At 41.0% G+C, this 26233-nt stretch carries 16 protein-coding genes and 1 pseudogene; 14 read left to right on the top strand and 3 right to left on the bottom strand.

Features of this window, described 5'->3' with window-relative positions; translation table 11 throughout:
- Nucleotides 1-63 precede the first annotated feature (63 nt).
- Both J4N25_RS18330 and J4N25_RS18335 read left to right on the top strand, forming a co-directional pair.
- Nucleotides 64-1290: a proline dehydrogenase family protein gene (locus J4N25_RS18330; protein ID WP_207423255.1), complete on the top strand. Its 1227-nt coding sequence runs from the start codon at nucleotides 64-66 to the stop codon at nucleotides 1288-1290.
- 419 nt (nucleotides 1291-1709) lie between these two features.
- Nucleotides 1710-4667, top strand: coding sequence for a M16 family metallopeptidase (locus J4N25_RS18335; protein WP_207423256.1), 2958 nt, complete (start codon nucleotides 1710-1712; stop codon nucleotides 4665-4667).
- 648 nt (nucleotides 4668-5315) lie between these two features.
- Here J4N25_RS18335 and J4N25_RS18340 read toward each other — a convergent pair.
- Nucleotides 5316-5606, bottom strand: a pseudogene (locus tag J4N25_RS18340) (PD-(D/E)XK nuclease family transposase); the annotation flags it as partial.
- Between the two features lie 846 nt (nucleotides 5607-6452).
- A complete protein-coding gene (locus J4N25_RS18345) occupies nucleotides 6453-7517 on the bottom strand; it encodes a PLP-dependent cysteine synthase family protein (protein ID WP_207423257.1) in 1065 nt (354 codons plus the stop codon).
- A gap of 512 nt (nucleotides 7518-8029) precedes the next feature.
- Here J4N25_RS18345 and J4N25_RS18350 point away from each other — a divergent pair.
- The 9 genes from J4N25_RS18350 to J4N25_RS18390 all read left to right on the top strand — a co-directional run bounded on the left by J4N25_RS18350 (nucleotide 8030) and on the right by J4N25_RS18390 (nucleotide 18532).
- On the top strand, nucleotides 8030-8479 hold the full coding sequence (locus tag J4N25_RS18350) for a protein-disulfide reductase DsbD N-terminal domain-containing protein (protein WP_207423258.1): 450 nt from the start codon (nucleotides 8030-8032) through the stop codon (nucleotides 8477-8479).
- Between the two features lie 10 nt (nucleotides 8480-8489).
- Nucleotides 8490-10160, top strand: coding sequence for a protein-disulfide reductase DsbD family protein (locus J4N25_RS18355; protein ID WP_207423259.1), 1671 nt, complete (start codon nucleotides 8490-8492; stop codon nucleotides 10158-10160).
- A 33-nt stretch (nucleotides 10161-10193) separates the two neighbouring features.
- Nucleotides 10194-11042 (top strand): AraC family transcriptional regulator, encoded by an 849-nt coding sequence (locus J4N25_RS18360; protein ID WP_207423260.1) that lies wholly within the window; start codon nucleotides 10194-10196, stop codon nucleotides 11040-11042.
- Nucleotides 11043-11130: 88 nt separating this feature from the next.
- Nucleotides 11131-12117, top strand: a complete 987-nt coding sequence (locus J4N25_RS18365) for a multidrug resistance efflux transporter family protein (RefSeq protein ID WP_207423261.1) — start codon at nucleotides 11131-11133, stop codon at nucleotides 12115-12117.
- Nucleotides 12118-12270: 153 nt separating this feature from the next.
- A complete protein-coding gene (locus J4N25_RS18370) occupies nucleotides 12271-13791 on the top strand; it encodes a peptide MFS transporter (RefSeq protein WP_207423262.1) in 1521 nt (506 codons plus the stop codon).
- A 27-nt stretch (nucleotides 13792-13818) separates the two neighbouring features.
- Nucleotides 13819-15972, top strand: a complete 2154-nt coding sequence (locus J4N25_RS18375) for a S46 family peptidase (RefSeq protein ID WP_207423263.1) — start codon at nucleotides 13819-13821, stop codon at nucleotides 15970-15972.
- Nucleotides 15973-16090: 118 nt separating this feature from the next.
- Entirely contained in the window at nucleotides 16091-17215 is a 1125-nt protein-coding gene (gene ald, locus J4N25_RS18380) for an alanine dehydrogenase (RefSeq protein ID WP_207423264.1), read from the top strand.
- Nucleotides 17216-17446: 231 nt separating this feature from the next.
- Complete coding sequence (locus J4N25_RS18385; RefSeq protein ID WP_255537127.1) at nucleotides 17447-18076, top strand: NADPH-dependent F420 reductase; 630 nt, start codon at nucleotides 17447-17449, stop codon at nucleotides 18074-18076.
- 48 nt (nucleotides 18077-18124) lie between these two features.
- Complete coding sequence (locus J4N25_RS18390) at nucleotides 18125-18532, top strand: DoxX family protein (RefSeq protein WP_207423266.1); 408 nt, start codon at nucleotides 18125-18127, stop codon at nucleotides 18530-18532.
- Between the two features lie 186 nt (nucleotides 18533-18718).
- On the opposite strand, the gene J4N25_RS18395 is transcribed toward J4N25_RS18390, so the two are convergent.
- Nucleotides 18719-19441, bottom strand: coding sequence for a response regulator transcription factor (locus J4N25_RS18395; RefSeq protein ID WP_207423267.1), 723 nt, complete (start codon nucleotides 19439-19441; stop codon nucleotides 18719-18721).
- Between the two features lie 316 nt (nucleotides 19442-19757).
- On the opposite strand from J4N25_RS18395, the gene J4N25_RS18400 reads away from it, so the two are divergent.
- The 3 genes from J4N25_RS18400 to J4N25_RS18410 all read left to right on the top strand — a co-directional run bounded on the left by J4N25_RS18400 (nucleotide 19758) and on the right by J4N25_RS18410 (nucleotide 25870).
- Nucleotides 19758-22004 carry a GH92 family glycosyl hydrolase gene (locus J4N25_RS18400; protein WP_242695939.1) on the top strand — a complete coding sequence of 749 codons (2247 nt, stop codon included), beginning with the start codon at nucleotides 19758-19760 and terminating at the stop codon, nucleotides 22002-22004.
- 134 nt (nucleotides 22005-22138) lie between these two features.
- Entirely contained in the window at nucleotides 22139-24661 is a 2523-nt protein-coding gene (locus J4N25_RS18405) for a BamA/TamA family outer membrane protein (protein ID WP_207423268.1), read from the top strand.
- Between the two features lie 12 nt (nucleotides 24662-24673).
- Nucleotides 24674-25870, top strand: a complete 1197-nt coding sequence (locus tag J4N25_RS18410; protein WP_207423269.1) for a Pycsar system effector family protein — start codon at nucleotides 24674-24676, stop codon at nucleotides 25868-25870.
- Nucleotides 25871-26233 lie beyond the last annotated feature (363 nt).

Here is a 26233-nt window from a genome sequence, read left to right on the forward strand (position 1 = left end):
CTTGTATTAACTGATATTATCAAGAAAGATCAAGGGCGTGCTGAGGCTACTACATTTGGGTTCATGGAAAGCTTACGTACATACAAGGAAGCAGAACTTAGCTTCGATAATACCCAGACCAGTTTTAGTTATAAAAGTGATACCGAACTTAAAAGAGCAAAGTGGCTTTTTTGGCTGATGAGTATCAATTGGCTGGTAAAGCTGGGCACCATGATCATACCTGTCCTCATAAAATGGAGGTTCCCAATTAAGGGAATCATAAAAAGTACCATATTTCCTCAGTTTGTAGGTGGTGAAAGTCTTATATCTGTCGCTCCTGTTTTAGAAGTGTTGGATCAATATAACGTGGGTGCCATTTTGGATTACGGAGCAGAAGGAAAAGAATCAGAGACAGTTTTCGACAAGACCTGCGAGGAATTTTTAAAGGTGATCAATTTTGCCTCCAATGTCGATCAGGTAAATCATATGAGCATTAAGGTGACAGCTTTAGCCAGATTTGATCTCCTGGAGAGAATTAGCTCCTTAATTAATAATGATAGAGAAGTTTACAGTTTAGATCTGAATAAAATAAGCGAAAAGGAGAAGGAAGAATGGGAGCGGGTGGTAAAGCGTTTAGATGCTGTTTGTTCTGCTGCCAGTAGTAAGAGTACTGCGGTACTGATCGATGCGGAGGAATCGTGGATACAGGTAGCGATAGATCTTTTGGGTTACAATATGATGCAGAAATACAATACTGACCAGGCTATAGTATTTAATACCATCCAGTTTTACCGAAGAGACAGACTAAAGGTATTGTCAGATCTGATGACTGTCGCTAAAAAAGAAAAGTTTGTATTAGGGCTGAAGATTGTGAGAGGAGCCTACCAGGAGAAAGAAGATGACAGGGCGAAGGAGAAGAATTATCCTACACCAATACAGCCAAATAAGCCGGCAACCGATAGCGATTTTAATGCAGGTATGGAGTTTTGTTTAAGGAATCTTGACACTATATCTGTTATCATAGCTACTCATAATGAAGCCAGTAATCTATTGGCTGCCGCTATTATAAAGGAGCTGGGACTTAAAAAACATCCGCATGTGCATTTCTCGCAGCTATTTGGGATGAGTGATAACATTACATTTAATATGGCTTCTGCTGGTTTTTCTGTCAGCAAGTATATCCCATATGGTACAGTGGAAGAAGTAATCCCCTATTTATTGCGAAGGGCCCAGGAAAATACTTCAGTAGCGGGACAAACAGGGCGGGAGTTGAGCCTGATTCATCGGGAACTGGAAAGGCGGAAAGGCTAAAACAATTCACTTTATCAGTAAAGTAACCAGAAGTATTTATCTACTTATGGGAGCCCGGGAAGAGAAATCCGAATAGAGCCTCAAGCAATCCCAGGGGTATATCAAACTACTATCACAGAGCTATCTGCTAGATATCTCCTTGCTGAAATTAGTAATATGAGAGAACATTGAGAGATTGCAGAAAGAGTGCATATATACCATTGATATACGGTTGGTACCCCTTTAAGATTCTCTTTGCTTTCTCGGGGGGGATGTCCGATCGTCCAGAAAAAAAGAATGGATGTACAAGGGAAACGTGTATCTATTCCTTAAGTTTGAACACTGCGATAGGTTATTGCATAGTACTAAGAATATAAATGTATCTCATTCTAGTGCTATCCTGAGCATCATAAAAAAATCGAAAGAATCATTAGCAAAATATGAATAATAACAAGGTACGGCGATTTTTTGTATCGCTTCTGCTTGTATCGGCTACAAGCGTATCATCACCAGGTTTTTCTCAGACAGCAAAGCAGTGGAGCCAGGCTTCTGAAGGTGGCTATACGTATCGCTACGTTCAGGGCGATCCAATGAAAACCCGTTTCTATACGTTGAAGAACGGACTTAGCGTAATGTTAAGTGTTAACATAACGCAACCGCGTATTCAAACCTATATTGCTGTCAGGGCAGGAAGTAATAATGACCCTAAAGACCATACGGGTCTAGCGCATTATCTTGAACATTTATTATTTAAAGGAACAGATAAATATGGCTCGCTGAACTGGCAAAAGGAAAAGCCCCTGCTGGATGAGATCGAAAAGCTTTACGATAAATACAATCACACTACATCAGAAGCGGCCAGGAAACGGATCTACCATCAGATTGATTCCATTTCCGGTGTAGCAGCGAAGTATGCAATTCCGAACGAATACGATAAGATTGTAGGAAAGCTGGGAGCACAAGGAACTAACGCGCATACCTGGGTAGAAGAAACGGTTTATAAAGAGGATATTCCTTCGACAGCAATAGATAAATTCCTTACGCTGCAATCAGAGCGATTCAGGTTTCCTGTTTTCCGATTGTTCCACACAGAACTTGAAGCGGTTTACGAGGAAAAGAACCGCGGACTGGATAATGATAACTGGAAAATAAACGAAACGATGATGTCTTCGCTTTTTCCAACACATAACTACGGTCAGCAGACAACAATTGGTACGGTGGAACACCTTAAAAATCCTTCACTCATAGCCATCCGGAAATTTTACAACACATGGTATGTTCCAAATAATATGGCGGTGATCATGTCGGGTGACTTTGATCCATCCTATGTAATTAAAAAGTTAGACGCCGCTTTTGCCTGGATGAAAGCAAAACCTGTAACGGAATATAAGCCTGCGGCGGAAAGAGCGATGCTTAAACCAGTGGTTAAAGAAGTACTAGGTCCGGATGCAGAGTCAGTAAATATAGGCTTTCGTTTGCCTGGAGCTACTGATAGAGCCTCAGTGAACAAATTGAATGTAATCGCCGACTTGTTAAATAACGGAAAAGCCGGTTTGATCGATGAGGACTTGAACCGCAGACAGAAGGTGTTGCAGGCGGGAGCTTATGTTCAGACCTTTAAAGATTATTCTGTCTTTACATTGTATGGGAAGGCGCGCCAGGGCCAAAGCCTGGAAGAAGTCAAGGACTTGCTGTTTGCTGAATTGCAAAAGCTTAAAAAAGGTGAGTTCAAAGAGCAACTGTTAAAAGCAATAGTTGATAATGCGCGCCTTTCAGAAATGCAGGCTTTGGATAACAACGAGAACAGGGTAGATGCTCTTTTGCATGCCTTTATACAACACAAGGGACAGCAGTGGCCATCTGAAGTCAGTATGTTGGATGACATGGCTAAAGTGAAAAAAGCAGAGTTGGTAAGTTTCGCTTCTAATGCATTTGCCAATAATTTCGTTATTGTATATAAGAGAAAAGGGGTTGATAATTCTATCGTTAAGGTAATAAAACCCCAGATCACTCCGGTTACTATTAATCGTAATGATGAGTCTGATTTCTCTAAACAAATAAATAATATTGCTGCTACTGAGATTAAGCCGGAGTGGGTAGACTACGATAAGGAGATCCAGAAAGGTAATGTTGGGATTGCTCCTTTATACTATGTCAAAAATAAAGAGAACTCCATATTCAGACTTTATTACAAGTTTGATTCGGGCTCATGGAATAATAAAGTACTTCCTTATGCTGCCGCATACCTCCGTTATCTGGGTACAGATTCTAAATCTGTTGACGAAATTAACGCTGTGTTTTACAACCTGGCCTGTAGTTTCAATGTGAGTGTCGAAAACGAGGAGACTACTGTTTCCATCAGCGGGCTTCAGGAAAATTTTGATAAAGCAGTTGCACTCTTTGAAGATCTATTGCAGAACTGTAAGACAGATGAAAATGCACTTGCCTCACTTAAGCAGGGTATTCAAAAGTCACGCGATAACAACAAGTTAAATAAAAGTCTGTTAATGCGGGGACTTGTGAACTACGCCATGTATGGTCCTAAAAATCCATTTAACTATCAGCTTACAGGGGCAGAACTAAATGAATTAACTTCTAAAAACCTTACTGATGCCCTTCATACTTTAAATGGTATTAGTCACAAGGTTCTCTATTATGGTCCAGCTGATTTAGGTACTATTCAAAACTCACTTGAGAAGCTACATCGGCTGCCAACTCAATTCAGGCCATTAGAAAGCAAAATAAGCTTTAACAAGGTAACACAGGAGAGCAATAAGGTTTATTTTGCAAACTATGACATGGTGCAATCCGAAATTTACTGGGTTCGTAATGATGAGGTGTTTGATAAAGACAGGGTAGCTCTTGTGCAAACATTTAATACCTATTTTGGTGGGGGCATGGGGTCTATTGTGTTCCAGACCATAAGGGAATCAAAAGCATTAGCTTACTCAACGTTTGCAAACTACAGCACTCCATCAAAGAAGGGGGAGCGTAATACAGTTATGGCATATGTTGGTTCTCAAAGCGATAAAATGGCCGAAGCTGTTGCGGGAATGAACGAGCTGCTAGATGAAATGCCTGAGTCGGTATCGCTGTTGGATAATGCAAAGCTGCAGGTGAAGCAGGATATTGAAACCCAGCGTATTTCAAAAGATGGTATAATTTTCAGTTACCTGGCAAATCAGAAACTTGGAATAGAGGGAGATAACCGGAAAGATATTTATATGCAATTACCTCAATTGAATATGGATGCGGTGAAAACATTCCACAACACTGCTTTGCGTAAGAAGCCTTATTCTTACTGCGTAGTGGCAGGGGAGAATAAGGTGAATTTTGAAGATCTTAAAAAGTATGGCGAAGTTGTACGTCTTAGTCCTGAAGTGTTGTTCGGGTATTAAAAAAGGAAGATGTGGTAAAGTACAATAGTGTTACTATAAAGTGCTACAGCGATTGGACTTTGAATGACGATATTTGTCTCAATCCATAATCAATGCCGGATTAAAGATCAGGCTAATTTCTATTGGTTGTTAAATACGTTTGCCCACCTGACAGGACATCAGGTGGGCTTTTTTGGCCCTGACAAGTTCTTAAATTTAGAATTCCTTGGTTTCTGTGTCACACTTTGTTAATGGTAGGATAGTACAAGATATCGGCTTTTTAATCCTCTCCTGCTTTTGGTGGTAAGGGTATATTTGTATCGAAAACCATTTCAAATAGTGTTAGCAGGAAGATTGCTCTTTCCAGCTATTCAATTGGAATTATAATGATTAATGTAATTTAGTAATGCCCCGTGAGCAAGGGTGTAAGCCGGTTGATCGATAAGATTGCCGGCTTTTTTTATTATTCTCTTCTTTTACCCGTTATAGGCCTTTCTTGGGTTTTGCAAAGATCTGCCGAGTTTCTTTCCCATCAATTAGCCTTGGAGAGGCAACTGGTAAGGGGTCGTTAGATACCGTACGAATAGTGAGAATTATAAGAAAGCATCGAAGGTAGCAGAGTTGAGGTCGTTGCACTGCAAATCTACAAGAGCCTTGAACAGCTCCGGACTAATCTGGGTAGCAATCCAATACATTCTGGTTGTCCCAACGGGCTTTTAAACTGGCATCGTACATTTTCTTTTCCTCCTTATTTAATTTACTGTATTCTGCTATGTTAAACAAATTCCCAAAAACAGAGGTGCGGAGAAGTGCTGGCATCTGCTTCATCTGGCTGAGATGCTTCAGCAATTAAAGCCACCAGTCAAGATTGCTCTCCAGTTCCTCCTCGGTCTTTGCAAATTTGACTAATTCAATAAAAGTGAAACCTAATTTATTATAGAAAGTTTCGCCTGTTTCCCTGTTACCTAGTGGAAATGGGACACGGGAAAATGATCTCTGTCATAGATGCAAAACCTGGCCACCATGTTCAGTTCTTGTTCAGTCATCCTTCGCTCAAATGCTCTTTAAACTGAGCAATAACAGAGGAAGAACTAAAGAAGAGAAGGCTCTCGTCCCAATATATCTAGCCCCAATTCAAATATACATTCACCACTTTTTTCAAAATTGGGATGTTTACCCAACATGCATTTAATTGGCTTCGCACCTTCTTCAGAACTCTAGCCATCTGCTTCCACAATGTTGCAGATAGCTTGCGTCGAATCCGCAAGAGGTCCGCAGAAGATTGGCACAATTGCGCTAGCATACCGCACCAGTACCGAAGCATTTCGGAAGGAGACTGGGCCCGGAGCGTAACATTATTTTTATATGAGTTCGTCGCCAACTGCCGCCATTTCGCCACCAGATGCCAAGTGGGAATTGTTGATTGTTTTTTTCCAAAAAAAGTAAATCTATAAGGTGCTTACCCTGCTTCTAGCAGCTACCGACCTGCTATTACTCTCCATGACTCTATCACCTTTCTTTCCGGCTTCTACCTTCGCTTTTCTTTCACCGATAAATCATTGAGAAAACAAGAAGATATCATCGAGAAACGATCAAAGGAAATGGAGGGTAAATCGCGTTGTGGTAAGTCTTATAGCGTTCGCGAAGAGATTACCTGAGACGCAAAATTATTAAGAGGAAAGTTGCTGCTGAAAATTAAAAAGCTTTAAAGAATTGAAGTTTAGTCCTTACTGCTGCGAATAGATTTTTTTAATAAGAAAGCGCCAGGCGGCGCTTTCCCAATTGCTCAACTAATTTATAACTAATCTATTGATAAAAGGACATTCCATTTAGGCGTGGCATTGGCGTGTAACCAGTAAATGTAACCAAAGGGCTTACGTAGTGATCTTTTACCGGTTCTTTCCTGGTCAGGTCTGTACTAAGGTATTTTTTGTTACTGTCGCATAAGATGGTCACAACGTTTGATTTTCTCCCGAGTTCTTCCTTTATTTTTATTGCACCGATAACATTTGCTCCTGAAGAGATACCAACCGCTAATCCCAATTGTTGCGATAATTTTTGTGCCATAAGTATAGAGTCTCCGTCGCTGGCCTGTATTATTCCGTTCAACTGGTTCAATTGCATGATCGAGGGAATAAACTCATCTGAGATCCCCTGGATACGATGGCTTCCTACCTTAAATCCGGTAGTAAGTGTTGGCGATTCTTCAGGCTCGAGAGGATGCACCCAGATTCCTGCGTCCTTTTTCTTCAAATAACGTCCAACTCCCATGATTGTACCTCCTGTCCCAACTCCCGCAACAAAAGCATCGCAAGTTTTTCCTACACTTTCAAGCTGCTCCCAGATCTCCCGGCCAGTAGTTAGTTCGTGAGCTTCTGAGTTATAATAATTATTGAACTGCTCGGGGAGAAAGACCCTTCCACTGGCGGCCATTTCATAGCTTAATTTAATACCTCCAAGGAAGCCGCCTTCTTCTTTACCAACCAAGATAACCTCTGCTCCCAGGCTTCTCATGATATCAATCCTCTCCTGGCTCAGCCATTCAGGCATGATTATGGTAACTTCGTGTCCAAGCGCCTTTCCAATAGCTGCAAAGGAAATTCCTGTATTACCGCTCGTGGTTTCTACGATCCTGTCTGTTGGTTTAATTTTACAGTTACGATAAGCCTGATATAATATATGCAGGGCCATCCTGTCTTTGACACTTCCGGTAAGGTTATAGTGCTCGCATTTTACAAATATGGTTCCCGGGCGGTTCTTATACATATACTGCAGTTCCAGCATTGGCGTATTGCCAACCAGGTGCCAAAGACTCTTAAACTTTTTATCCAGGTCGACTGATAAACAAGCGGATTCTTCTGTAGAGATCATGAAATACTATTAAAATGGAAAAATGAATAGGTGAAGGTAGGTTTACTAGGGTTCTGTTTATGGTATTTTACTGTCTCTTTGCTTTAAATTTTCGCTTTTTTAAATATTAATCTTCCTTTTTTGTCGTTATAAGTTTGTCTTGAAGTTTTTTTTTATGGGTTTGATCTATGATTTCCTATACTTTCTTTTGGTTTCTGTTGTTTTTAATGGTCGTAATGCGCTTATTTTCTCGTTTTTGTTGTGTTTTGTTAAAAAGTCCTGTTTTTGCGACCGATTCTGAAAAAAAGACTAAATGTAATGTGGGTGAAAGACTCTTTCTGTAAAAAGAAAAACAATATTAGGTTCTTTCAAGAAAAATTCTGGAATTAGGCGATTTGCTTGTGTTTTTTTGTGTCTATACTGAACTTTATCCTAATAAAAATGGAGGCTTTACAATACTGTCAAAATGTTTAAAAGAGTTTAGAATTGAGCCTCTTGAATAAGAAATAACAGACATTTAGATAAATAGCATTATGAAGAAAAGGATTCTAGCCCTTGTGGCATTTTTAGTAGTGAGTGTTAGTGCGGGCGCGCAGATACTTAATCCGGTGAAGTGGAGTTATGCTGCCAAGAGAATTGGAAAAGATGAAGCAATGGTTTTGGTTAAAGCAACAATTGAGCCGGGTTGGCATTTGTATTCACAAACTATCGCAGACGGAGGTCCTGTAAAAACTACATTTAGTTTCAATACTTCTCCTGCATACTCACTAATTGGAAAGACAATCGAACCTAAGCCCGTTGTTAAATTCGAAAAGGTTTTTGATATGAAAGTAGCTTATTTCGAGAATTCCGTAATTTTTCAACAGAAGGTGAAGTTAAAAGCTAAACAGGCAACTGTAAAAGGGAATGTGGAATTCATGGTATGTAATGATGAGAAGTGTCTTCCTCCGGATACTATGGATTTCTCTGTTGCGGTTAAATAAACTTTTTGAAATGTTTATAGATGTGTTTACGAAGCTTTCTTTCAGGGGGCTGTTAGTTCTGATTTTAACTTTATCCGGTACTTCAATATTTGCACAGGAGGATACGATATCGACCGATGGGATTGAATTTTCGGAATCTGTTCCGGTTACAGATACATCAGTACAGGTAGTAACGCCAAGTGTACAGAAAGAGCAGTCAGCTGCTAATGTATCTACCGCCGGGGCTCCAGAGGCAGATGATCAAACCCTTTGGGCTATTTTTATAGCCGGTTTTGCCGGTGGTCTGGCAGCACTGCTTATGCCCTGTATCTTTCCAATGCTTCCTCTTACAGTCAGTTTCTTTACCAAGTCTGCCGAAAATAAGGGAAGTGCGATAACAAAAGCTTCATTGTATGGGCTCTTTATTATCGTGATCTATGTAGTACTGGGCTTGCTGGTCACTGTGTTCTTTGGTGCCGACGCTCTCAATGATCTTTCAACAAACGGATATTTTAACTTCTTCTTTTTTCTTCTGCTGGTAGTTTTTGCAGCCTCTTTTTTAGGCGCTTTCGAGATCACATTGCCAGCTTCATGGGTAAATAAGATGGATACTAATTCGGATAAAGGAGGAATTGCAGGACTGTTCTTCATGGCAGCAACCCTGGCACTGGTATCCTTTTCCTGTACTGGTCCCATCATCGGAACCTTGCTCGTTCAGGCCGCTACAACAGGCGCATTGTTAGGTCCGGCCATGGGAATGTTCGGTTTCTCTCTTGCACTGGCTATTCCCTTTGCATTATTTGCCATGTTTCCCAAATTGCTTTCATCCCTCCCGAAATCAGGAGGCTGGTTGAACAGTGTAAAAGTAGTTCTGGGCTTTCTTGAGTTAGCATTGGCACTTAAATTCTTAAGTAACGTAGATCTTGCTTACCACTGGAACTGGTTTGACAGAGAGATCTTCCTTGTTCTTTGGATCTGTATATTCACACTGATGGGATTCTATCTGTTAGGCAAATTGAAATTTAGTCACGATAGCCCTGTTCATTATCTAAGCATACCACGACTCTTCCTTGCGATTGTAGTTTTTTCCTTCTCCCTGTATATGATCCCGGGACTTTGGGGCGCACCTCTGAAATCTATTTCAGCATTTCTTCCTCCAATGTCAACTCAGGATTTTAACCTTTACAGTAATGGCTCAACGTCCACTATGCTTGCCTCTTCTGGCAATCCAGACGGTCCGAGGAAGTATGCCGATCTTTTTGAAAAGCCTGCGGGCTTGAACCCTTTCTTTGATTACGATGAAGCAGTTCAGTACGCTAAAAAAGTAGGAAAACCCATCATGATCGACTTCACTGGCCACGCTTGTGTTAACTGCCGCAAGATGGAAGAGAATGTATGGATTGAACCCGACGTTCACAAGAGGATCAATGAGGATTTCGTGCTTGTACAGTTGTATGTAGATGACAAAGCGGAATTGGCCGAGGCTGAAAGGTTTATAACACCCGAAGGAAGAGAAGTTAAGACTATCGGAAAAAAATGGAGTCATCTTCAGGCCTCAAAATATAAAGCAAACTCGCAGCCTTTCTACGTGCTGCTGGATCCAACTAATGAAAAGCTGCTGACAGAGCCGCAGGGCGCCGATTTTGATGCAGCATCTTATCTGAGTTTTCTCGATAAAGCTTTAAATAATTACAAAAAATAAATTTTCAAAGTATCACCCTCCATATTTCTTATTATGAGTTTAGCTGTTAAAGTGCAAAATTACAATGCTCCACTACCCATTCAGTTAATGCCTCTGGGAAATCCAGTAGAGGTCTACCGTTTTGACGAGATCAAAGATGTTCCTGTTTCTCCCCACAGGCACCAGTTTGATATGATCTTATGGGCCACGAAGGGAACCGGTAGTCACGAGATCGATTTTCAACGGTATGATATGGTACCTGGAAAGCTATTTTTGGTTCGTCAGGGCCAGGTGCATCTGATTAATGAATATGCTGAAAGTGGGTATGTGATTTTGATCAAACCAGATGTTAAGCTTAATCTTGATTCTTCTGTATGGAGCCAGTTCTATCAGAAGCCCTATGTTGATCTGGGAGAATTACGTTGCGACACTTTCATGGGCCTCTTTAGTTTTCTGCAGATTGAAAGTCGCAGCAAGGTACTTGATGTAGGGTTAATCGGTAATCTGCTCAATGGTATGTTATTAGCTCTGAAAAGGCGTTCTCAGCCCGTTGTTGTGAGGAGTATATCGACGGAACTGGACCTGCATATTAAAGTTAAGAATCTTATCGAAAGATATTTTAAAGAGGAGCAGGATCCGGAGTTTTACAGTGCCGAGGTTAACATGAGCACCAGGAAATTGAATAAAGTTATTCGTGCATTTGAAGGGAAGACAGTCCATCAGATGATCAAGGACCGGATCATTATCGAAAGTAAATCTTTATTGCAAACAACGAACCTTTCAATTAAGGAAACAGCCTTTTTATTGGGTTTCGATGATCCCGCCTATTTCTGCCGCTTCTTTAAAAAACAAACAGGATTTTCTCCCAACGCTTATCGCGCCCGGGAAGCGGTAAACGCATAAAAATATAATCTTGAGTACGTCCATGAAAAGTCCTGTTCTTTAGCTCTAATCTACCATCTTTCTAGCTTCGGTTAGGGTAGCTTTGGATATGAAATTTGTGGATACAGTAAGTATTGCCAGGATGAATGTTCTGGCAATATTTCTAGGAGTTTTTGCTACCTTATTTCTTTCATCAGGCTTTGTTGTAAATTCTTTACTGGCTTATAAAGGCGGCTATTGGGCCTGGACAGTAGCATTACGATATCTCTTTCTGCTTCCGCCGCTGCTTCTGGTTGTGCTTGCTCAAAAACGCTTAACCCCTTTTATTAAAACCTTCCGTCAAATGCCTGTTCCTTTCATACTTTGGGGGACAATTGGTTTTATATTCTTTTACACCTTGCTGGTGCTATCTGCAAACTATGTTCCCGGTTGGCTATCCTGCGCAGCCTTTCAATTTACAATAGTTGCTGGTCGCCTTATTTCGCCCTTCATCTACAAAGACAGCCGGCGTAACATTGCAAAACTGCCTATGATTATGTCTCTTCTGATCGTTGGCGCTGTGATAATTATGCAGCTTGACAGTCTTGACGGCATACATGGAGGGAGTTCGCTTTTCTGGGGATTCATCCTGGCATTGGCTGCCTCATTTCTATGGCCTTTAGGTTTGCGTAAAATAATGCTTGAGGTTGAAAATAACAAAGTAAAACTCTCTGCTTTGGAAATTAGTTTAGGAATGGCATTAGGAGCTGCTCCCGCAGCTTTGGTCTTGTCCATTGTAGGATTGATCAATAATGGCCTTCCTTCATTTACACAAGTAGAATCCACACTTGGAGCAGCCATCTTTGCAGGCGTAATTGGTACTGCACTTTTTCTGAAAGCCTTAAGTATGGTTAAAACCAGCTCGTTGGCTACTGCTGCTGTAGAATCCACCCAGGTTACAGCAATCTGGTTCACTTTAATTGCAGAAATTCTTATAAAAGGTGTGTCATGGCCGGGACTTTATGCTAATATTGGTTTTCTGATCGTTGGAGCTGTGTTGATCGGTTATATTTTAATGTCAGCAAGATCACGGGGCGAACTGGAAGTGAGCAGATAGCTATTCCTCAGACAAATCTCTTGCTTTATCGAAATGCCGGAACCTAAGCATCGTTCTTTATATAAAAAATGATCGATTGTCCTATAAAAGGTGATTGATGTCCAAGTTCTACTTCGCCTATCGCACTAAGTTTGCAGCTGAATACACAGAAATATGATGAGCAGGAATGAGAAAATAGCAGGTCACCCAATGGGCCTGTTTATGCTTTTTTTTACAGAGATGTGGGAACGCTTCAGCTATTACGGCATGCGGGTTCTATTTGTACTTTACCTGACGGCCGAGTTAAGTAATGGGGGTTTAGGGTGGGACCGAGAGAGGGCAAGCATGCTTTATGGCTGGTATACCGGACTTGTTTATATTACACCTATTCTGGGAGGCTTTCTGGCCGACAAGTTACTGGGATATAAAAGGTCGATCGTTCTTGGAGGTCTGTTAATGACTCTTGGTCACGTTGTATTAGCAGTGGACGCTATTCCTGCTTTCTATCTGGGGTGTTTGTTGTTAATTGCCGGAAATGGCTTTTTTAAGCCAAATATTTCCTCCATGGTGGGGCAATTGTATCAAAACGGAAGTGAGCTGAAGGATTCAGCCTATACAATATTTTATATGGGCATCAATGTTGGTGCCTTTCTTGGAATCCTGCTATGTGGTTATATCGGGGAAAGTATCGGCTGGCACTTTGGATTTGGGCTGGCCGGTATTTTTATGTTCCTTGGCCTTGTACAGTTTTGGTTCTTTCGCAACTATTTTGCAGAACCAGAAAAAGTGCTCAAGTCAGATCAAATTATCAAGCATCCTGAAAATCCTGTTTCAGCGGCGGTCGAGCGAGATCGACTTATCGTTATTGCAGTGTTTTCATTTTTTACTATCTTTTTCTGGCTAGCCTTTGAGCAGGCCGGGTCTTCGATGAGTTTATATGCCCGGGATTATACCGACCGCAGTTTGGAAGCTGGTTGGGGATTGAATCTTTTCCGTATCTTAAATACGCTCATCACCTTAATTCCTCTCGGAGTTCTGGTGTGGCTGCTGTTAAATATGATTAAGCGCGCAGGTGGCAGTTATCCGCTTGCAGTTGCAACTATGGGATTAAGCGTACTATTAATATGGGCTTTGGCCTTATGGATGTTATCAAGGCAATTCACTGCTACCTCCCTTGAAATTCCTGCATCATGGTTTCAAACATTAAATTCATTATTCATCGTACTTCTTGCTCCGGTATTTTCGAAAATATGGGCTAAGATGTCTGGAGGCCCCTCGGGTCCTGTTAAGTTTGCCATTGGCCTGTTGCTTGTTTCCATTGGTTTCGCAGCTTTGGTTTTTGGTTCATCCGCAATTCCAGCGGGTGCATCCTCTGCAAAAGTAAGCCTGATATGGATCTGTCTTGCTTTTCTGTTTCATACCATGGGCGAACTATGTGTTTCACCCGTAGGTCTTTCTTATATTAGTAAGCTTTCGCCTAAAAAATATGTCAGCATGATGTTCGGCATATGGTTTTGCGCGGCAGCTATAGCTAATTACCTGGGAGGCTTCATTGCTTCGTTCATGGATAAGATTGCTGCGCAATCCTCGCTTTCAATGTTCTTTTCAATTTTCGTTATAGCGAGTGCTGTTGCCGCAATTGTTTTGCTTGGCTTGAAAGGATTCCTGATCAAGAGGATGCACAATATTTTGTAATTTATAAGTAGAATAACACCAATAAAAATGAATATTAAAAAAAAGATGAGCATGCTGCTGCTAATGTTTTTTGCAGTGATTAATGTAAATGCCGACGAGGGGATGTGGATTCCAATGCTTATTGGCAAAAATTATGATGCAATGAAAAAGCAGGGCTTTAAATTAACGCCTGAAGACTTGTATAACGTAAATAAGGCGAGTATCAAAGATGCCATTGTTTCCTTTGGCGGTTTTTGTACAGCAGAAGTTGTTTCACGCTCCGGTTTGTTATTCACCAATCATCACTGCGGATATGATGCTATTGCATCTAACTCAACTGTGGAGGACAATATTCTTGACAATGGGTTCTGGGCTAAATCATACGCGCAAGAGAAGCCGATCCCAGGCTTATTTGTGAACTTCCTTGTACGCATGGACGATGTTACGGCAAAAGTTAATTCGGCTCTGGCAGCAGTTCCGGAAGCAAAACGTGCGGCAGCGATGCCTGAGATAACTCAGAAGATTGCCGAAGACGCTGTTAAAGGAACAACTTATGAGGCAGTTGTAAAAGATTTTTACAAGGCTAATCAGTTCTTTGTGTTTATTTATCAGAAATTCAACGACGTGCGCCTCGTTGGAACTCCCCCACAATCGATAGGAAAGTTCGGTGGCGACACAGACAACTGGGAGTGGCCGCGACATACAGGAGATTTTTCTGTTTTCAGAGTTTATGCCGGAAAGGATAATAAACCAGCTATGTATTCAGAAATTAATGTGCCTTATGTTCCTAAAAAACACCTTCCGGTTTCTATCAAAGGAGTAAAGCAGGACGACTTCGCCATGATTTTCGGATATCCGGGACGGACGGACAGGTTCCTGACATCTTATGGAGTATCCTTAGCTACTGAAGAAGTTTCCCCGACCATAGTAAAGTTAAGGGATATCCGGCTGAAGGCATGGAAGGAGCAGATGGATAAAGACGTGCAGTACAGATTGAATTTATCATCAAAATATGCTCAGGTAGCTAATTATTGGAAGTATTTTATCGGTCAAACAGAGCAGTTGAAAAGTCATCACGTTTTTGAAGAAAAGCAAGCTCAGGAGGCCCAGTTCACTAGCTGGACTTCATCAAAGCCGCAGTTCACTTCTATTATGTCCGACTACCAGAACATTTACGCTAAGTACAAGCCCTATGCAAAACACCGTACTTACCTTGGTGAGGGATTGCTTGCTTCTGATTGGGTGAAGATGGTTCAGCAGTTACGACAGGCGGTATATTTCGCAGAAAAAGGTAGTCCCGAAGATAAAGCCAAAGGCCTTAAAGCAATGAATGGACTGCTTGGCTATTATCAATCTTCCTACAACGAGCAGGTAGATAAAAAAATATTCAGCAAGATCCTGAGTGCTTTTTATGATGATATTCCTAAAGATCAACATCCTAAATTTATAAAAGAGATCACTAAAAAATATTGGAAAGGAGCGCCTGAAGCAACTTTTACAAGCTATGCAGAAGAGTTATGGAACAGCTCTGCTTTGATCTCGCCTGCTAAACTGCAGGAATTTATAAAGAAGCCGTCACTTGAGCAGTTGGAGAAAGACCCTGCATACTCATATGCCTCTAACCTGATGCCGGAACTTTATATGAAAGATAATCTGTACCCATATACCGTCGACTTCGACAAAGCGAAGGCTGAGTTGGATACCAAATATCTGAAAGCTCTGCTGGAGAAAAACGGTAATGCCCCTATTTACCCTGATGCTAATTCAACAATGAGGGTTTCCTATGGGAATGTGAAGAACTACTCTCCCAAAGACGGTATCACTTACAATATTACCACTACAATGGATGGTATGGTTGCGAAATATGTTCCTAAGGATACAGAGTTTGATCTCCCAGCTAACCTTCTGCAAGCTTATAAAGAAAAAAACTTTGGGCCTTATGGAAATAACGGTACCTTAACTGTAGGCTTTATTACCAATAACGATATTACAGGCGGTAATTCAGGTTCGCCTGTTATCAATGGAAAAGGAGAGTTGATCGGACTTGCATTTGACGGAAATTGGGAAGCAATGTCTGGGGATATCGCTTTTGATAAAGATTTCAAGCGCACAATTTGTGTGGATGCCAGGTATGTGCTTTGGTGTATTGATGTACTGGGCGGCGCCAAGAACATAATTGCCGAACTGGATATTAAGAAATAAAATAGAATTCTTGGGAGGTGGCTTTCCTGTTATTCAGGGGGCGCCTCCTTTTATAAAATCATCTTCGTGCTGTGAACACTTATCGTCTTTACCTCCCGGAGAATAAATTAAATGTGATATGATCATTGGAGTTCCGAAAGAAATAAAAAACAATGAGAATCGTGTTGCCTTAAGTCCGGCAGGAGCGAAGGCATTAAGTGCAAAAGGACATACTGTAATTATTCAAAGCTCGGCAGGTTTAGGTGCAGATTTTAAAGATTCGGACTATGAGCAGGCGGGTGCACGCATTGCAGCTACTGCCCAGGAGTGCTGGGATGCGGAGATGGTAATGAAAGTGAAAGAGCCCATCGCCCAGGAGTATGGCTTTTTCAAACCAGGGCTTATTTTATTCACATACTTACACCTGGCAGCAGATAAGCCGCTGACTGAAGCTCTATTAAAGAGTGGAGTGACTGCAATTGCCTATGAAACGATTGAAGTTAACAAAACATTGCCGCTACTGACGCCGATGAGCGAAGTTGCGGGCAGGATGTCCGTTCAGGTAGGTGCACAGTTTTTGGAAAAACATTCCGGTGGTAAGGGAATTCTTCTTTCGGGAGTACCCGGAGTTAAAAGAGCAAAAGTTTGTATAATAGGTGCAGGGGTAGCTGGTACGAGCGCTGCACGGATAGCCATTGGAATGGGGGCAGATGTAACCATTCTTGATCTTAATCTTAACCGTTTACGCGAGATCGAAGATATTTTTGGAAACACTATTCATACACTGGCTTCTAACAGCTATAATATTGCAGAGGCAATAAAGCAATCAGATCTGGCTATTGGAGCAGTTTTGATTCCAGGCGCAGCAGCCCCAAAACTTGTAAGTCGCGAAATGGTAGCAGCAATGGAGCCAGGTTCGGTTATTGTCGATATCGCTATCGATCAGGGAGGAATCTTTGAGACCGTTGATAGAGTTACCACTCATGATAATCCTGTTTATATCGAAGAAGGTGTATTGCATTACGCAGTAGCAAATATGCCGGGAGCAGTTCCTCGTACTTCTACTTTGGCATTAACCAATGCAACGCTTCCTTATGCTATTATTTTAGCTGATAAAGGCGCAGAGAAAGCTATATCAGGTTCTTATGCTTTAAAGCAAGGGCTTAATACTCATGCCGGCTACTTATGTTATGCTGCTGTAGCGGAGGCGCTTGATCTGCCTTTTACTGATGTTTCGGAGGTTTTTGCTTCCAGTGCAATTTAACTTTTAACGTAAGGGGCAGATTGCCGAGTATCTCAGGCAATATCGTCTTCTGACCAATTATTCCAGATATAGAAGGGCTAACCGGTGTGTTAGTCTTTTCTTTTTCTTTCTTTTCTGACCTTGAAAACCTTCTATAGATTTCTTTTCTGCCATTAAATTGCCCCTGCTTGATTTTTATCAAGTTCATTTCTTAAGCGATGTCAATCTTTAGCAAATGCGAGAGGCCTACCTTTGAAATATCAAAACAAAAGAATCATGAAACAGAAAATCGGAATTATCGGAGCTGGAAATATTGGAAGAACAGTCGCGGCTCATTTATTAAAAGCAGGCTATGAAGTAGTATTAAGTAATAGCAGAAATCCTGAAACATTAGCAGATACCATCGAGACACTGGGAGCAGGGGCCGTCGCTGCAACAACAAAAGAGGCTGCTTCTGCCGATATTGTATTGCTTGCCTTACCATGGGCACAGCTTTCCAGCCTTAAGAAACTGACGGATTGGAACGATAAAACAGTTATTGATGCTACCAACCATTTCATCACTTATGCGCCCGATTTCAAACTTGCTGATTTAAATGGAAGAGCTTCCAGTGAAGTAGTGGCTGAGCATGTCCCGGGAGCAAATGTTGTAAAGGCGTTCAATACCCTCTATTTTAAAATTCTCCAAAGAGATCCTCAGGAGGCGAATGGTAGAAGAGTGCTCTTTTATTCAGGTGATGATTCAGGAGCAAAAGCTGAAGTGCAACATCTGATCGATGATATTGGTTTCGCCCCGGTAGATTTGGGAGACCTGGCCACAGGAAGTAAACTACAACAACCTAAAGGTGCAGTAGCCACTTTGAACCTTATTAAAGCAGCTTAACATCTAAGGAATTAATAACTCAACTATAAAACTTTAAAAAATATAATCATGAACTATATCAATTTAGCAGGACGCCTGCTTTTCTCAATCTTATTCGTTATTTCAGGAATCTCTCACTTTTCATCGCAAACGATCGCTTTTGCGGCAAGTCAGGGTGTATTGTTCGCCAATATTTTGGTTCCTGCTTCCGGTATTCTAGCTCTAATTGGTGCGGGACTTATCATAACAGGATACAAGCCAAAGTGGGGAGCCGTTCTTATACTTCTTTTCCTTGCACCAATAACCGTAGCAATGCACCCGTTTTGGACAGTAAGTGACCCTATAATGTATCAGATGCAGTTTATTAACTTCTTTAAAAACGTTTCTATGCTAGGAGGAGCCTTGATAATAATATCGTCGGCACCAGCTGCTATACCAGTGGTAAGAAGAAACACATTTAAAGCAGTTACGGCATAGACTTCTCTCAGATTTTGCTAATAATGGAATTCTTTTTGATGGAAGCGATTAGGCTGTCAAGTGATTGATGGCCTTTATCTATTTGCTATTGCTATACCTGAGTCGTTTCTGCATCTCCATAAAAAACTCCGAGATAATCGATAATAAAAATACTCTGTGAAATGAATTGAATGAGGGAAGGGTAGGCTACCTGGAATTTCCTCCTTTTCTCGTATTGAAAATAAAGCCCAAGCCATAAACATTATCTATGCTTATTGATTTAGAATGAACGAGAGCCTTTCGCAACCTGGAGATAAAAACATCTAAACTTCTGCCCATAAAATAATCGTTGTCTCCCCATAGTTGTAATAGAATCTCCTCTCTTTTTAATACCCGGTCTGGATTTTGACTAAGGAATTCCAGCAGTTCCGCTTCTCTTACAGTCAATGTCAGAGTATGATTATTCGTAAAGTTAAGTTGTAGAAGGTTTTTTTGGAACAAAATATCCCCAATTAAAATATCCTCTGCCTGGAGGTTTTCTTGCCTATCTCCCGATTTCAATTGGCGCCGCAAGATATTACGAATGCGGAGAACCAGCTCGTCAATATCGAAGGGCTTTATAATATAATCATCAGCACCTATGCTCAAACCTTGCAATCGGTCTTTCTTGTCATTCTTCGCCGTTAAGAATAAAAAGGCTTGACCAGGGTTAATTTTAGTGATTTTTTCAGCAAGATCGAAACCACTGTAATCTGGTAGCTGAATGTCCAGAAGCAATAAATCAAACTGCCCCGGCAGATCTCGATAGGTTTGGTATGCTATCTCAGCCGAATCATGCCATGTTACCTCAAAATTCATGAACCCCAGGTATTGGGCGGTTATATTCCCCAGATCCGGTTCATCTTCCACAAATAGTAGTTTATGCCTCATTTGCCAATATTTCCCTCTTCATTAAAATAAAAATAAAAATTTTGTTTCCATTACCCTCCTTGCAGTCAATTTTTATTGACCGCTAGCTGGCCCGCTAGATTTTGTATAAAGCAGAAAATACATTACAAAAATGTTATTGCGGTATAAACTTTTCCAGATTCATTCAACTCTACATCTGAATTTGAAAAATAGCAAAATTTCAAGTATTAGTTCTAAATAGCTACTTTATTATATTTTTATTAACAATTCATTCGGCCTCTATTAACAGCATTAAGACTGTTCTGCTCCTAATTTTACCTGTTAATACTTTCAAGTTATGAATAGATATACTGTACAAATGTTTTTAGCTGCAATTGTGCTGCTTGCACCTTTTATCACTAATTCGCAGGAGAGAAACCTTACGAAATATGTGAATCCGTTTATTGGCACTGGGGCTGTTGACAAGAATAGCTTGTCTGGGAGTAATTTCCCCGGAGCAACAGTGCCCTTCGGCTTTGTACAGCTAAGCCCGGATACAAGACGGGAACCGGAAGAGCCAGCATCAGGTTACGATTATAACGATACTAAGATAGTTGGATTCAGTCACACTCATCTTAGCGGTACCGGAGTTGCAGATCTTTTTGATATCCTTTTCTTGCCCGTCTCAGGAAATAAAGATAAGCCATACGAATCCTCTTTTTCTCACAATCAGGAACAGGCAAAGGCAGGATATTACCAGGTAAAGCTCTTGGATTATGATGTGAACGCTGAGCTTACTGCTACAGAACACACCGGTTTTCATCGTTACACCTATCCTGAAAAACAGAATGCTAAATTATTGATAGATCTTGGCCATTCGCTCAGCAAAAAAAGGAATTACTGGCAATGCCAAATTATTGAGTCAAATATTAGAATTGTAGACAATTACACGATAGAGGGATATCGAATATTAACAGGCTGGGCTAAACTTCGAAAGGTATTCTTTAGGGCTGAATTCTTAGAACCTATAGCGAATATCGAGCTGTATGATGGTAACACTATTCGCAAAGATGCAAAAATTATTAACGGAACAAACCTAAAGGCCCTGGCCAGCTTCAAACTTAGCGCTCAAAAGCCTCTGTTAGTAAAGGTCGGCCTTTCTGCGGTTAGCATTGAAAATGCGAGATTAAATTTACAACAGGAAAACCCGGATTGGAATTTCGACGCCAAAGTACAGGAGGCCGATCGTAAATGGGAAAAAGAACTTAATAAAGTATTAGTAGAGGGTACGCAGGAACAGAAGGAGATTTATTACACAGGTTTATACCATGCCTTTATTCAGCCTAACAATATTGCAGATGTTAATGGAGAGTATCAGGCCACAGACTTTAGTATACAAAAAGCAATTGATAATAAGCATTATTCAACTTTTTCACTTTGGGACACATACAGGGCTGCCCATCCCTTGTATACCTTGCTACAAGAAGAAAGAACAGCAGGTTTTATAAATAGTATGATCCGGCAATACGAGACCTACGGTTACTTACCAATCTGGCAATTATGGGGCGAAGAGAATTATTGTATGATTGGGAACCACGCAATTCCAGTTATAGTTGATGCTGCCTTAAAAGGGATTAAAGGATTCGACCTTAATAAGGCATATAATGCCGTGAGGGCTTCATCAATAACAGATCATCCCGGATCTCCTTTTTCATCGTGGGATAAGTACAAGTATATTCCAGAAAATATCCAATCTCAATCTGTTTCGATCACTCTTGAGATGGCCTATGACGACTGGTGTGTGTCGCAGTTTGCAAAGTTGCTTGGTGAAGAGGACGACTTTAAGTATTTCTTGGAAAGGTCTCAGCGCTACCGTAACCTATATGATAATAGTACTGGATTCTTCAGAGCAAAAAACACCGAGGGAAAATGGATAGACCCATTTAATCCTCTTCAGTATGGTGGAAATGGAGGAAATCCGTACACAGAGGGAAATGCCTGGCAATATTTCTGGTATGTGCCACAAGATATAAAAGGCCTAATTTCTTTGGTAGGCGGAAACAAAGCCTTTACGGCCAAGCTTGATAAGTTCTTTACCCTAAATGCTTTGCCAGAGGAGGTAAATGGGAATGCATCTGGGTTTATCGGCCAATATGCACATGGAAACGAACCCAGCCACCATGCAGCTTATTTATATAATTACGCAGGTCAGCCCTGGAAAACGCAGGGATATGTCGCAAAAGTATTAAACACCCTGTACAATAATTCATCTTCTGGTTATTCGGGGAATGAAGACTGTGGTCAAATGTCTGCTTGGTACATTTTCAGTGCAATGGGTTTTTACCCCGTAAATCCAGCCAATGGAAGTTATCAAATAGGATCTCCAGTACTTAAAAAGGCTAAGATCCAGCTAGCCAATGGACGAAGCTTTACTGTAACAGCGGCAAACGTCTCGCCGATAAATACCTATATTCAAATGATAAAATTGAACGGAAAGCCTTATAATCAAATCTCTATTACCCATAAGCAAATTGTTAGCGGAGGTACATTGGAGTTTATAATGGGCAGCACACCTAATAAGAAGTGGGGGATGGAAAAAGAGTAGCTGCTAGTTTCAGAATTATCTTGACTTTTGTCAACTTCATTTCTTAAGGGATGTCAAGTTTCAGGTCTTTTTCATGGTTTAATTTTGAGTATCAATAGAGAGATCAACTATAACAATCTTTAATTAAAATACTCATGAAACTTGCTATCATCTCAGCCATATTTATTATTCTGGCGAATGCCTTAAATGCCCAGGACAGCACCGTGGTTAAAGCTCATCCATCTTATAATGATCATGGGAAGATCCACCGTGTTTGGTTTGGAGAAAACTATAGGCAGGAGTGGGCGATAGATACTAAAGTACCTCTTCTTCGAATTTCTCAGATACAGGGAGGATTAACCCCTACAACAAGGGGAGGAGGCCACCAAACTCATTCGCTTCGATTAACCGACAAGAAAGGAAATGAGTGGGTGATACGTTCAATCGAAAAGTTTCCTGAGGTACTGATCCCTGAACAGATAAGGAACACCTTCGCGAAGGATTGGGTAGACGATAATATGTCGGCCCAACATCCCTACGCGGCGCTTATTGTTCCCGTATTAGCTGAAGCTACTGGCGTGCCGCACACTAATCCTGTTATCGGAGTGGTGGCGCCAGATGCAGCTCTGGGAGAGTTTGCAGCCGATTTTGAAAACAAGCTGGTGTTGCTTGAAGAACGCGAGCCATTAGGAAAATCAGACAATACACTTAAAATGTTTGCCGCACTCGATGCTGATAGCAAGAACCGGGTTAACGCAGAGGGTTTCCTTAAGGCCCAACTACTTGATGTAATCATTGGCGACTGGGACAGACACATTGATCAATGGAGATGGAAGGATATACAGGAGGGTGAAGGAAAGCAGTACCTCGCTGTTCCCCGTGATCGTGATCAGGTGTTCTATGTAAACCAGGGCCTTTTTCCGAATGTCGCATCCCGCTCATGGCTGCTTCCTTTTCTGCAGGGATTTGATTCGAAAGTGCGTAACATCAATACTTATTTGTGGGAAAGCAGGCTCATGGTATCCAGAATATTAAATGAGCTTAGCTATGAGCAATGGATGGATATTACCAGAGAAGTTGTTGCTGCATTGCCAGACGAAGTGCTTGAAGCATCGCTTAAGAGGCTACCTGAATCTTCTTATAAGCTCCGTCACAAGGCCCTTCTGGCAAACATGAAGAGTCAGCGTGAGAATCTCCTGAAAGAGTCAGAGAAGTTCTATCGTTTCATCAATGAGACCGTTGAGATTAAAGCTTCAGATAAAAATGAGTATTTCTCGCTGAACGCAGAGGGAGAGAACCTCAACCTGGAGATCTTTAGATTAAGTGGATCAGGCAAAAAGGAGCTGGTGTTTTCTAAAATAATCAGACCTGAGTTTACCAAAGAAGTATGGTTGTATACAGGAAAGGGAAATGACAAGATTTCTATCAATAATCCTTCTAAAATTAAAGTGAGAATTGTAGCCGCTGAGGGAGAGAAATTACTTGATGCGGCTGCATCAAGTCGTCCTACTCATCTCTATGCAAAAGCAGACGGAATACACATAAATAGCAATGATAGGGCTTTTAGAAAGCATTTTTCAGGGGATACTCTTCATACCCGCTATATTCCTATTAATAGGTACAATGTTAATATGCCACTTATTACAGGCGGATTCAATAGGGATGACGGATTTATTTTAGGTGCAGGTATAAAACACACGCACCAGGGATTCAGGAAAGTACCATACGCGAGTGAGCACGAATTCACAGTAGCGCATTCTTTCTCCACGTCTGCTTTCCGCATTAAGTATAACGGCGACTGGAAACAGGTGATCGGTAAAGCGGATCTTACTATAAATGCAGCTGTATATGGGCCAAACAATACAATTAATTTTTATGGCAGGGGAAATGAGACTTTGAGGTTAAGGGGAAGCAGATCTGATCTTTTCTATCGCTCTCGCTTTAATTTAGCCACTTTAAGCAGCGGCTTAAAATGGAATTTAACTGAAAATACTAGTTTCACTGCAGGGCCAGTCTTCCAATATTACTCTTATCAGTCATCTGAAAATATAGGCAGGTTTATTAGCAGTAACTATACTGGCTCTTATGACAGTGAGTCTTTGGATAAGGATAAATTCCATGGAGGATTAAGTATGAACCTGCTGAGCGATCATCGAAGCAATACCTTATTGCCGGCTTCAGGAACCTATGTGAAGATTAAAGCAGAAGGTTTAGCAGGATTGAACGAAGCTGCAAAATCTTTTGTTCAGGTAACACCAGAATTCAGATGGTATAAGAAATTAATGCGAGATTCAGCTTTAGTCTTTGCGCACAGAATTGGTGGAGGTATAACACTGGGTGATGCAGCCTTCTATCAGTCACTTTTCCTGGGAGGGCATGATAACCTTTACGGTTTCCACCAGTACCGTTTTGCCGGCGAACAGATGTTATACAACAATATTGAATTACGCTTAAGGATAGCAAAACTAGCAACATATATTCTCCCGGGCGAAGTTGGTATAAGTAGCTTTTACGATACAGGAAGGGTATGGGTAGATGGGGAAAAATCCGACCAATGGCACCACGGAGTAGGAGGGGGAGTTTATCTGGCTCCGGCAAATTATGCTTTAATTCAATTCATTGCAGGTCACTCTACTGAGGGCTGGTACCCCTACCTTAAACTTAGTGCCCGTTTTTAATTTTTGTTAATCATGAACTACTCAGCAGAATTAGAAGGAGTAAAGGCAGAGGTTGAACGTCTCTATCAGAATTACCCTAACGAGTCTTTGGTCTATCATAACTTCGCGCACACAGAGAGAGTTGTCCAAAAAGCAGGTGAACTAGGAAATCATTATAAACTGAACGAGAAGGATTTTTTCATTCTTTTAAGTGCAGCCTGGTTTCATGATGTAGGCTATTTATTCGACGCTGCTAATCACGAAGAAGCAGGGGCGGAGGTAGCCGGACGCTTCTTGTCTTCACTTGGCAGCAGTACAGATATTATTGATTCCGTTAAAAGTGCTATTATATCCACGAAAATCCCTCAGGCAGGAGCCAATCTCGTTGAGCAAATCCTTGGAGACGCAGACCTTTTTCATCTAGGCACAAAAGAATTTAAAGGGCTGAATAAGAGCGTGAGAAAGGAATACAGCCTCTTGTATCCTCAGGAATATTCAAAAGAGAAGTGGCTTATTAAAACTATAGCCTTCCTTGAATCTCATCGGTATCAAACTGATTTTGCTAATGACATTTTAAACAAGCAGAAACAGAAGAATATAGAAACTCTTAAATCCAGGTTAACGGGTAATAATTCAGAGGTTCAAGAAGATGCTAAAATTGTAAAATCTATCAATCATGCTCCTGTAAAAGAAAAGGAGGAGAAACCATCCAGGGGAATAGAGACGATGTTCCGTATCAGCTCAGCCAATCATCAGCGCTTAAGTGACATGGCAGATAATAAAGCTCATATCATTATAACTGTTAACTCTATTATTCTTTCAGCTATTTTAAGCTTCCTTATCCGCAAAATAGATTCAGAGCTTTACCTGGCCTGGCCCACTGCCCTGATTATGTTGGTTAGCTTGTCTGCAATCATTTTTGCGATATTATCCACCCGCCCTTCGATTACCAAAGGAACCTTTTCTCAACAGGAGGTAGACGAAAAGAAAGCAAACCTCCTCTTCTTCGGAAATTTTCACAAAATGTCCTTTGAAAGTTATTCTGCTGCAATGCTAGTGGCGATGAATGACAAGGAGTACCTATACCAGATGCTTATTAAGGACCTGTATTCCCAGGGTGCTGTTTTGGGAAAGAAATACAGGCTACTGCGCATCTCTTATAATATTTTCATGTATGGTTTAGTTGCAGCAGTCTTTGCTTTTTTAATCGCAAGTTTGTTATTCGCTTAAAAAATGCATTATGACATAAGATGGCTCATGCTGTGCATGGGCCATTTTTATGGTATATTACTTCACCTGAATCTCCTCTAACCATTCTACAATTCTATTCTTGTTTTTTCGAAAAGCTATTATAGGTCAATAGGACTCCTGTATGAAAAAAACTAAGGTGAGCCTCATGAGAGTAATTGGTTGAAATGTTTCTATCAGGCTGCCATTTCGAGGAAATAAGTAAAACGTTTTAGCAGAAATTGAAATTGTTTTTTTAGGTTTGTTTATGGAAGTCTTTTGGCCTTGATCTACATTCTTGATTGAACTTTAAGAAATAGGATCTTTTATTGCTAACCCAATTTTTCCTACCAAAAATCAGGATGG

The sequence above is a fragment of the Desertivirga brevis genome, from assembly GCF_017355835.1.

What these genes read in the sequence shown, in the direction of transcription:
- J4N25_RS18400 (WP_242695939.1), top strand. Translation starts at nt 19,758, where the DNA reads ATGAATAGATATACTGTACAAATGTTTTTAGCTGCAATTGTGCTGCTT.
- J4N25_RS18335 (WP_207423256.1), top strand. Translation starts at nt 1,710, where the DNA reads ATGAATAATAACAAGGTACGGCGATTTTTTGTATCGCTTCTGCTTGTA.
- J4N25_RS18395 (WP_207423267.1), bottom strand. Translation starts at nt 19,441, where the DNA reads ATGAGGCATAAACTACTATTTGTGGAAGATGAACCGGATCTGGGGAAT.
- ald (WP_207423264.1), top strand. Translation starts at nt 16,091, where the DNA reads ATGATCATTGGAGTTCCGAAAGAAATAAAAAACAATGAGAATCGTGTT.
- J4N25_RS18355 (WP_207423259.1), top strand. Translation starts at nt 8,490, where the DNA reads ATGTTTATAGATGTGTTTACGAAGCTTTCTTTCAGGGGGCTGTTAGTT.
- J4N25_RS18410 (WP_207423269.1), top strand. Translation starts at nt 24,674, where the DNA reads ATGAACTACTCAGCAGAATTAGAAGGAGTAAAGGCAGAGGTTGAACGT.
- J4N25_RS18390 (WP_207423266.1), top strand. Translation starts at nt 18,125, where the DNA reads ATGAACTATATCAATTTAGCAGGACGCCTGCTTTTCTCAATCTTATTC.
- J4N25_RS18365 (WP_207423261.1), top strand. Translation starts at nt 11,131, where the DNA reads ATGAAATTTGTGGATACAGTAAGTATTGCCAGGATGAATGTTCTGGCA.
- J4N25_RS18350 (WP_207423258.1), top strand. Translation starts at nt 8,030, where the DNA reads ATGAAGAAAAGGATTCTAGCCCTTGTGGCATTTTTAGTAGTGAGTGTT.
- J4N25_RS18405 (WP_207423268.1), top strand. Translation starts at nt 22,139, where the DNA reads ATGAAACTTGCTATCATCTCAGCCATATTTATTATTCTGGCGAATGCC.
- J4N25_RS18375 (WP_207423263.1), top strand. Translation starts at nt 13,819, where the DNA reads ATGAATATTAAAAAAAAGATGAGCATGCTGCTGCTAATGTTTTTTGCA.
- J4N25_RS18360 (WP_207423260.1), top strand. Translation starts at nt 10,194, where the DNA reads ATGAGTTTAGCTGTTAAAGTGCAAAATTACAATGCTCCACTACCCATT.
- J4N25_RS18330 (WP_207423255.1), top strand. Translation starts at nt 64, where the DNA reads ATGGAAAGCTTACGTACATACAAGGAAGCAGAACTTAGCTTCGATAAT.
- J4N25_RS18370 (WP_207423262.1), top strand. Translation starts at nt 12,271, where the DNA reads ATGATGAGCAGGAATGAGAAAATAGCAGGTCACCCAATGGGCCTGTTT.
- J4N25_RS18345 (WP_207423257.1), bottom strand. Translation starts at nt 7,517, where the DNA reads ATGATCTCTACAGAAGAATCCGCTTGTTTATCAGTCGACCTGGATAAA.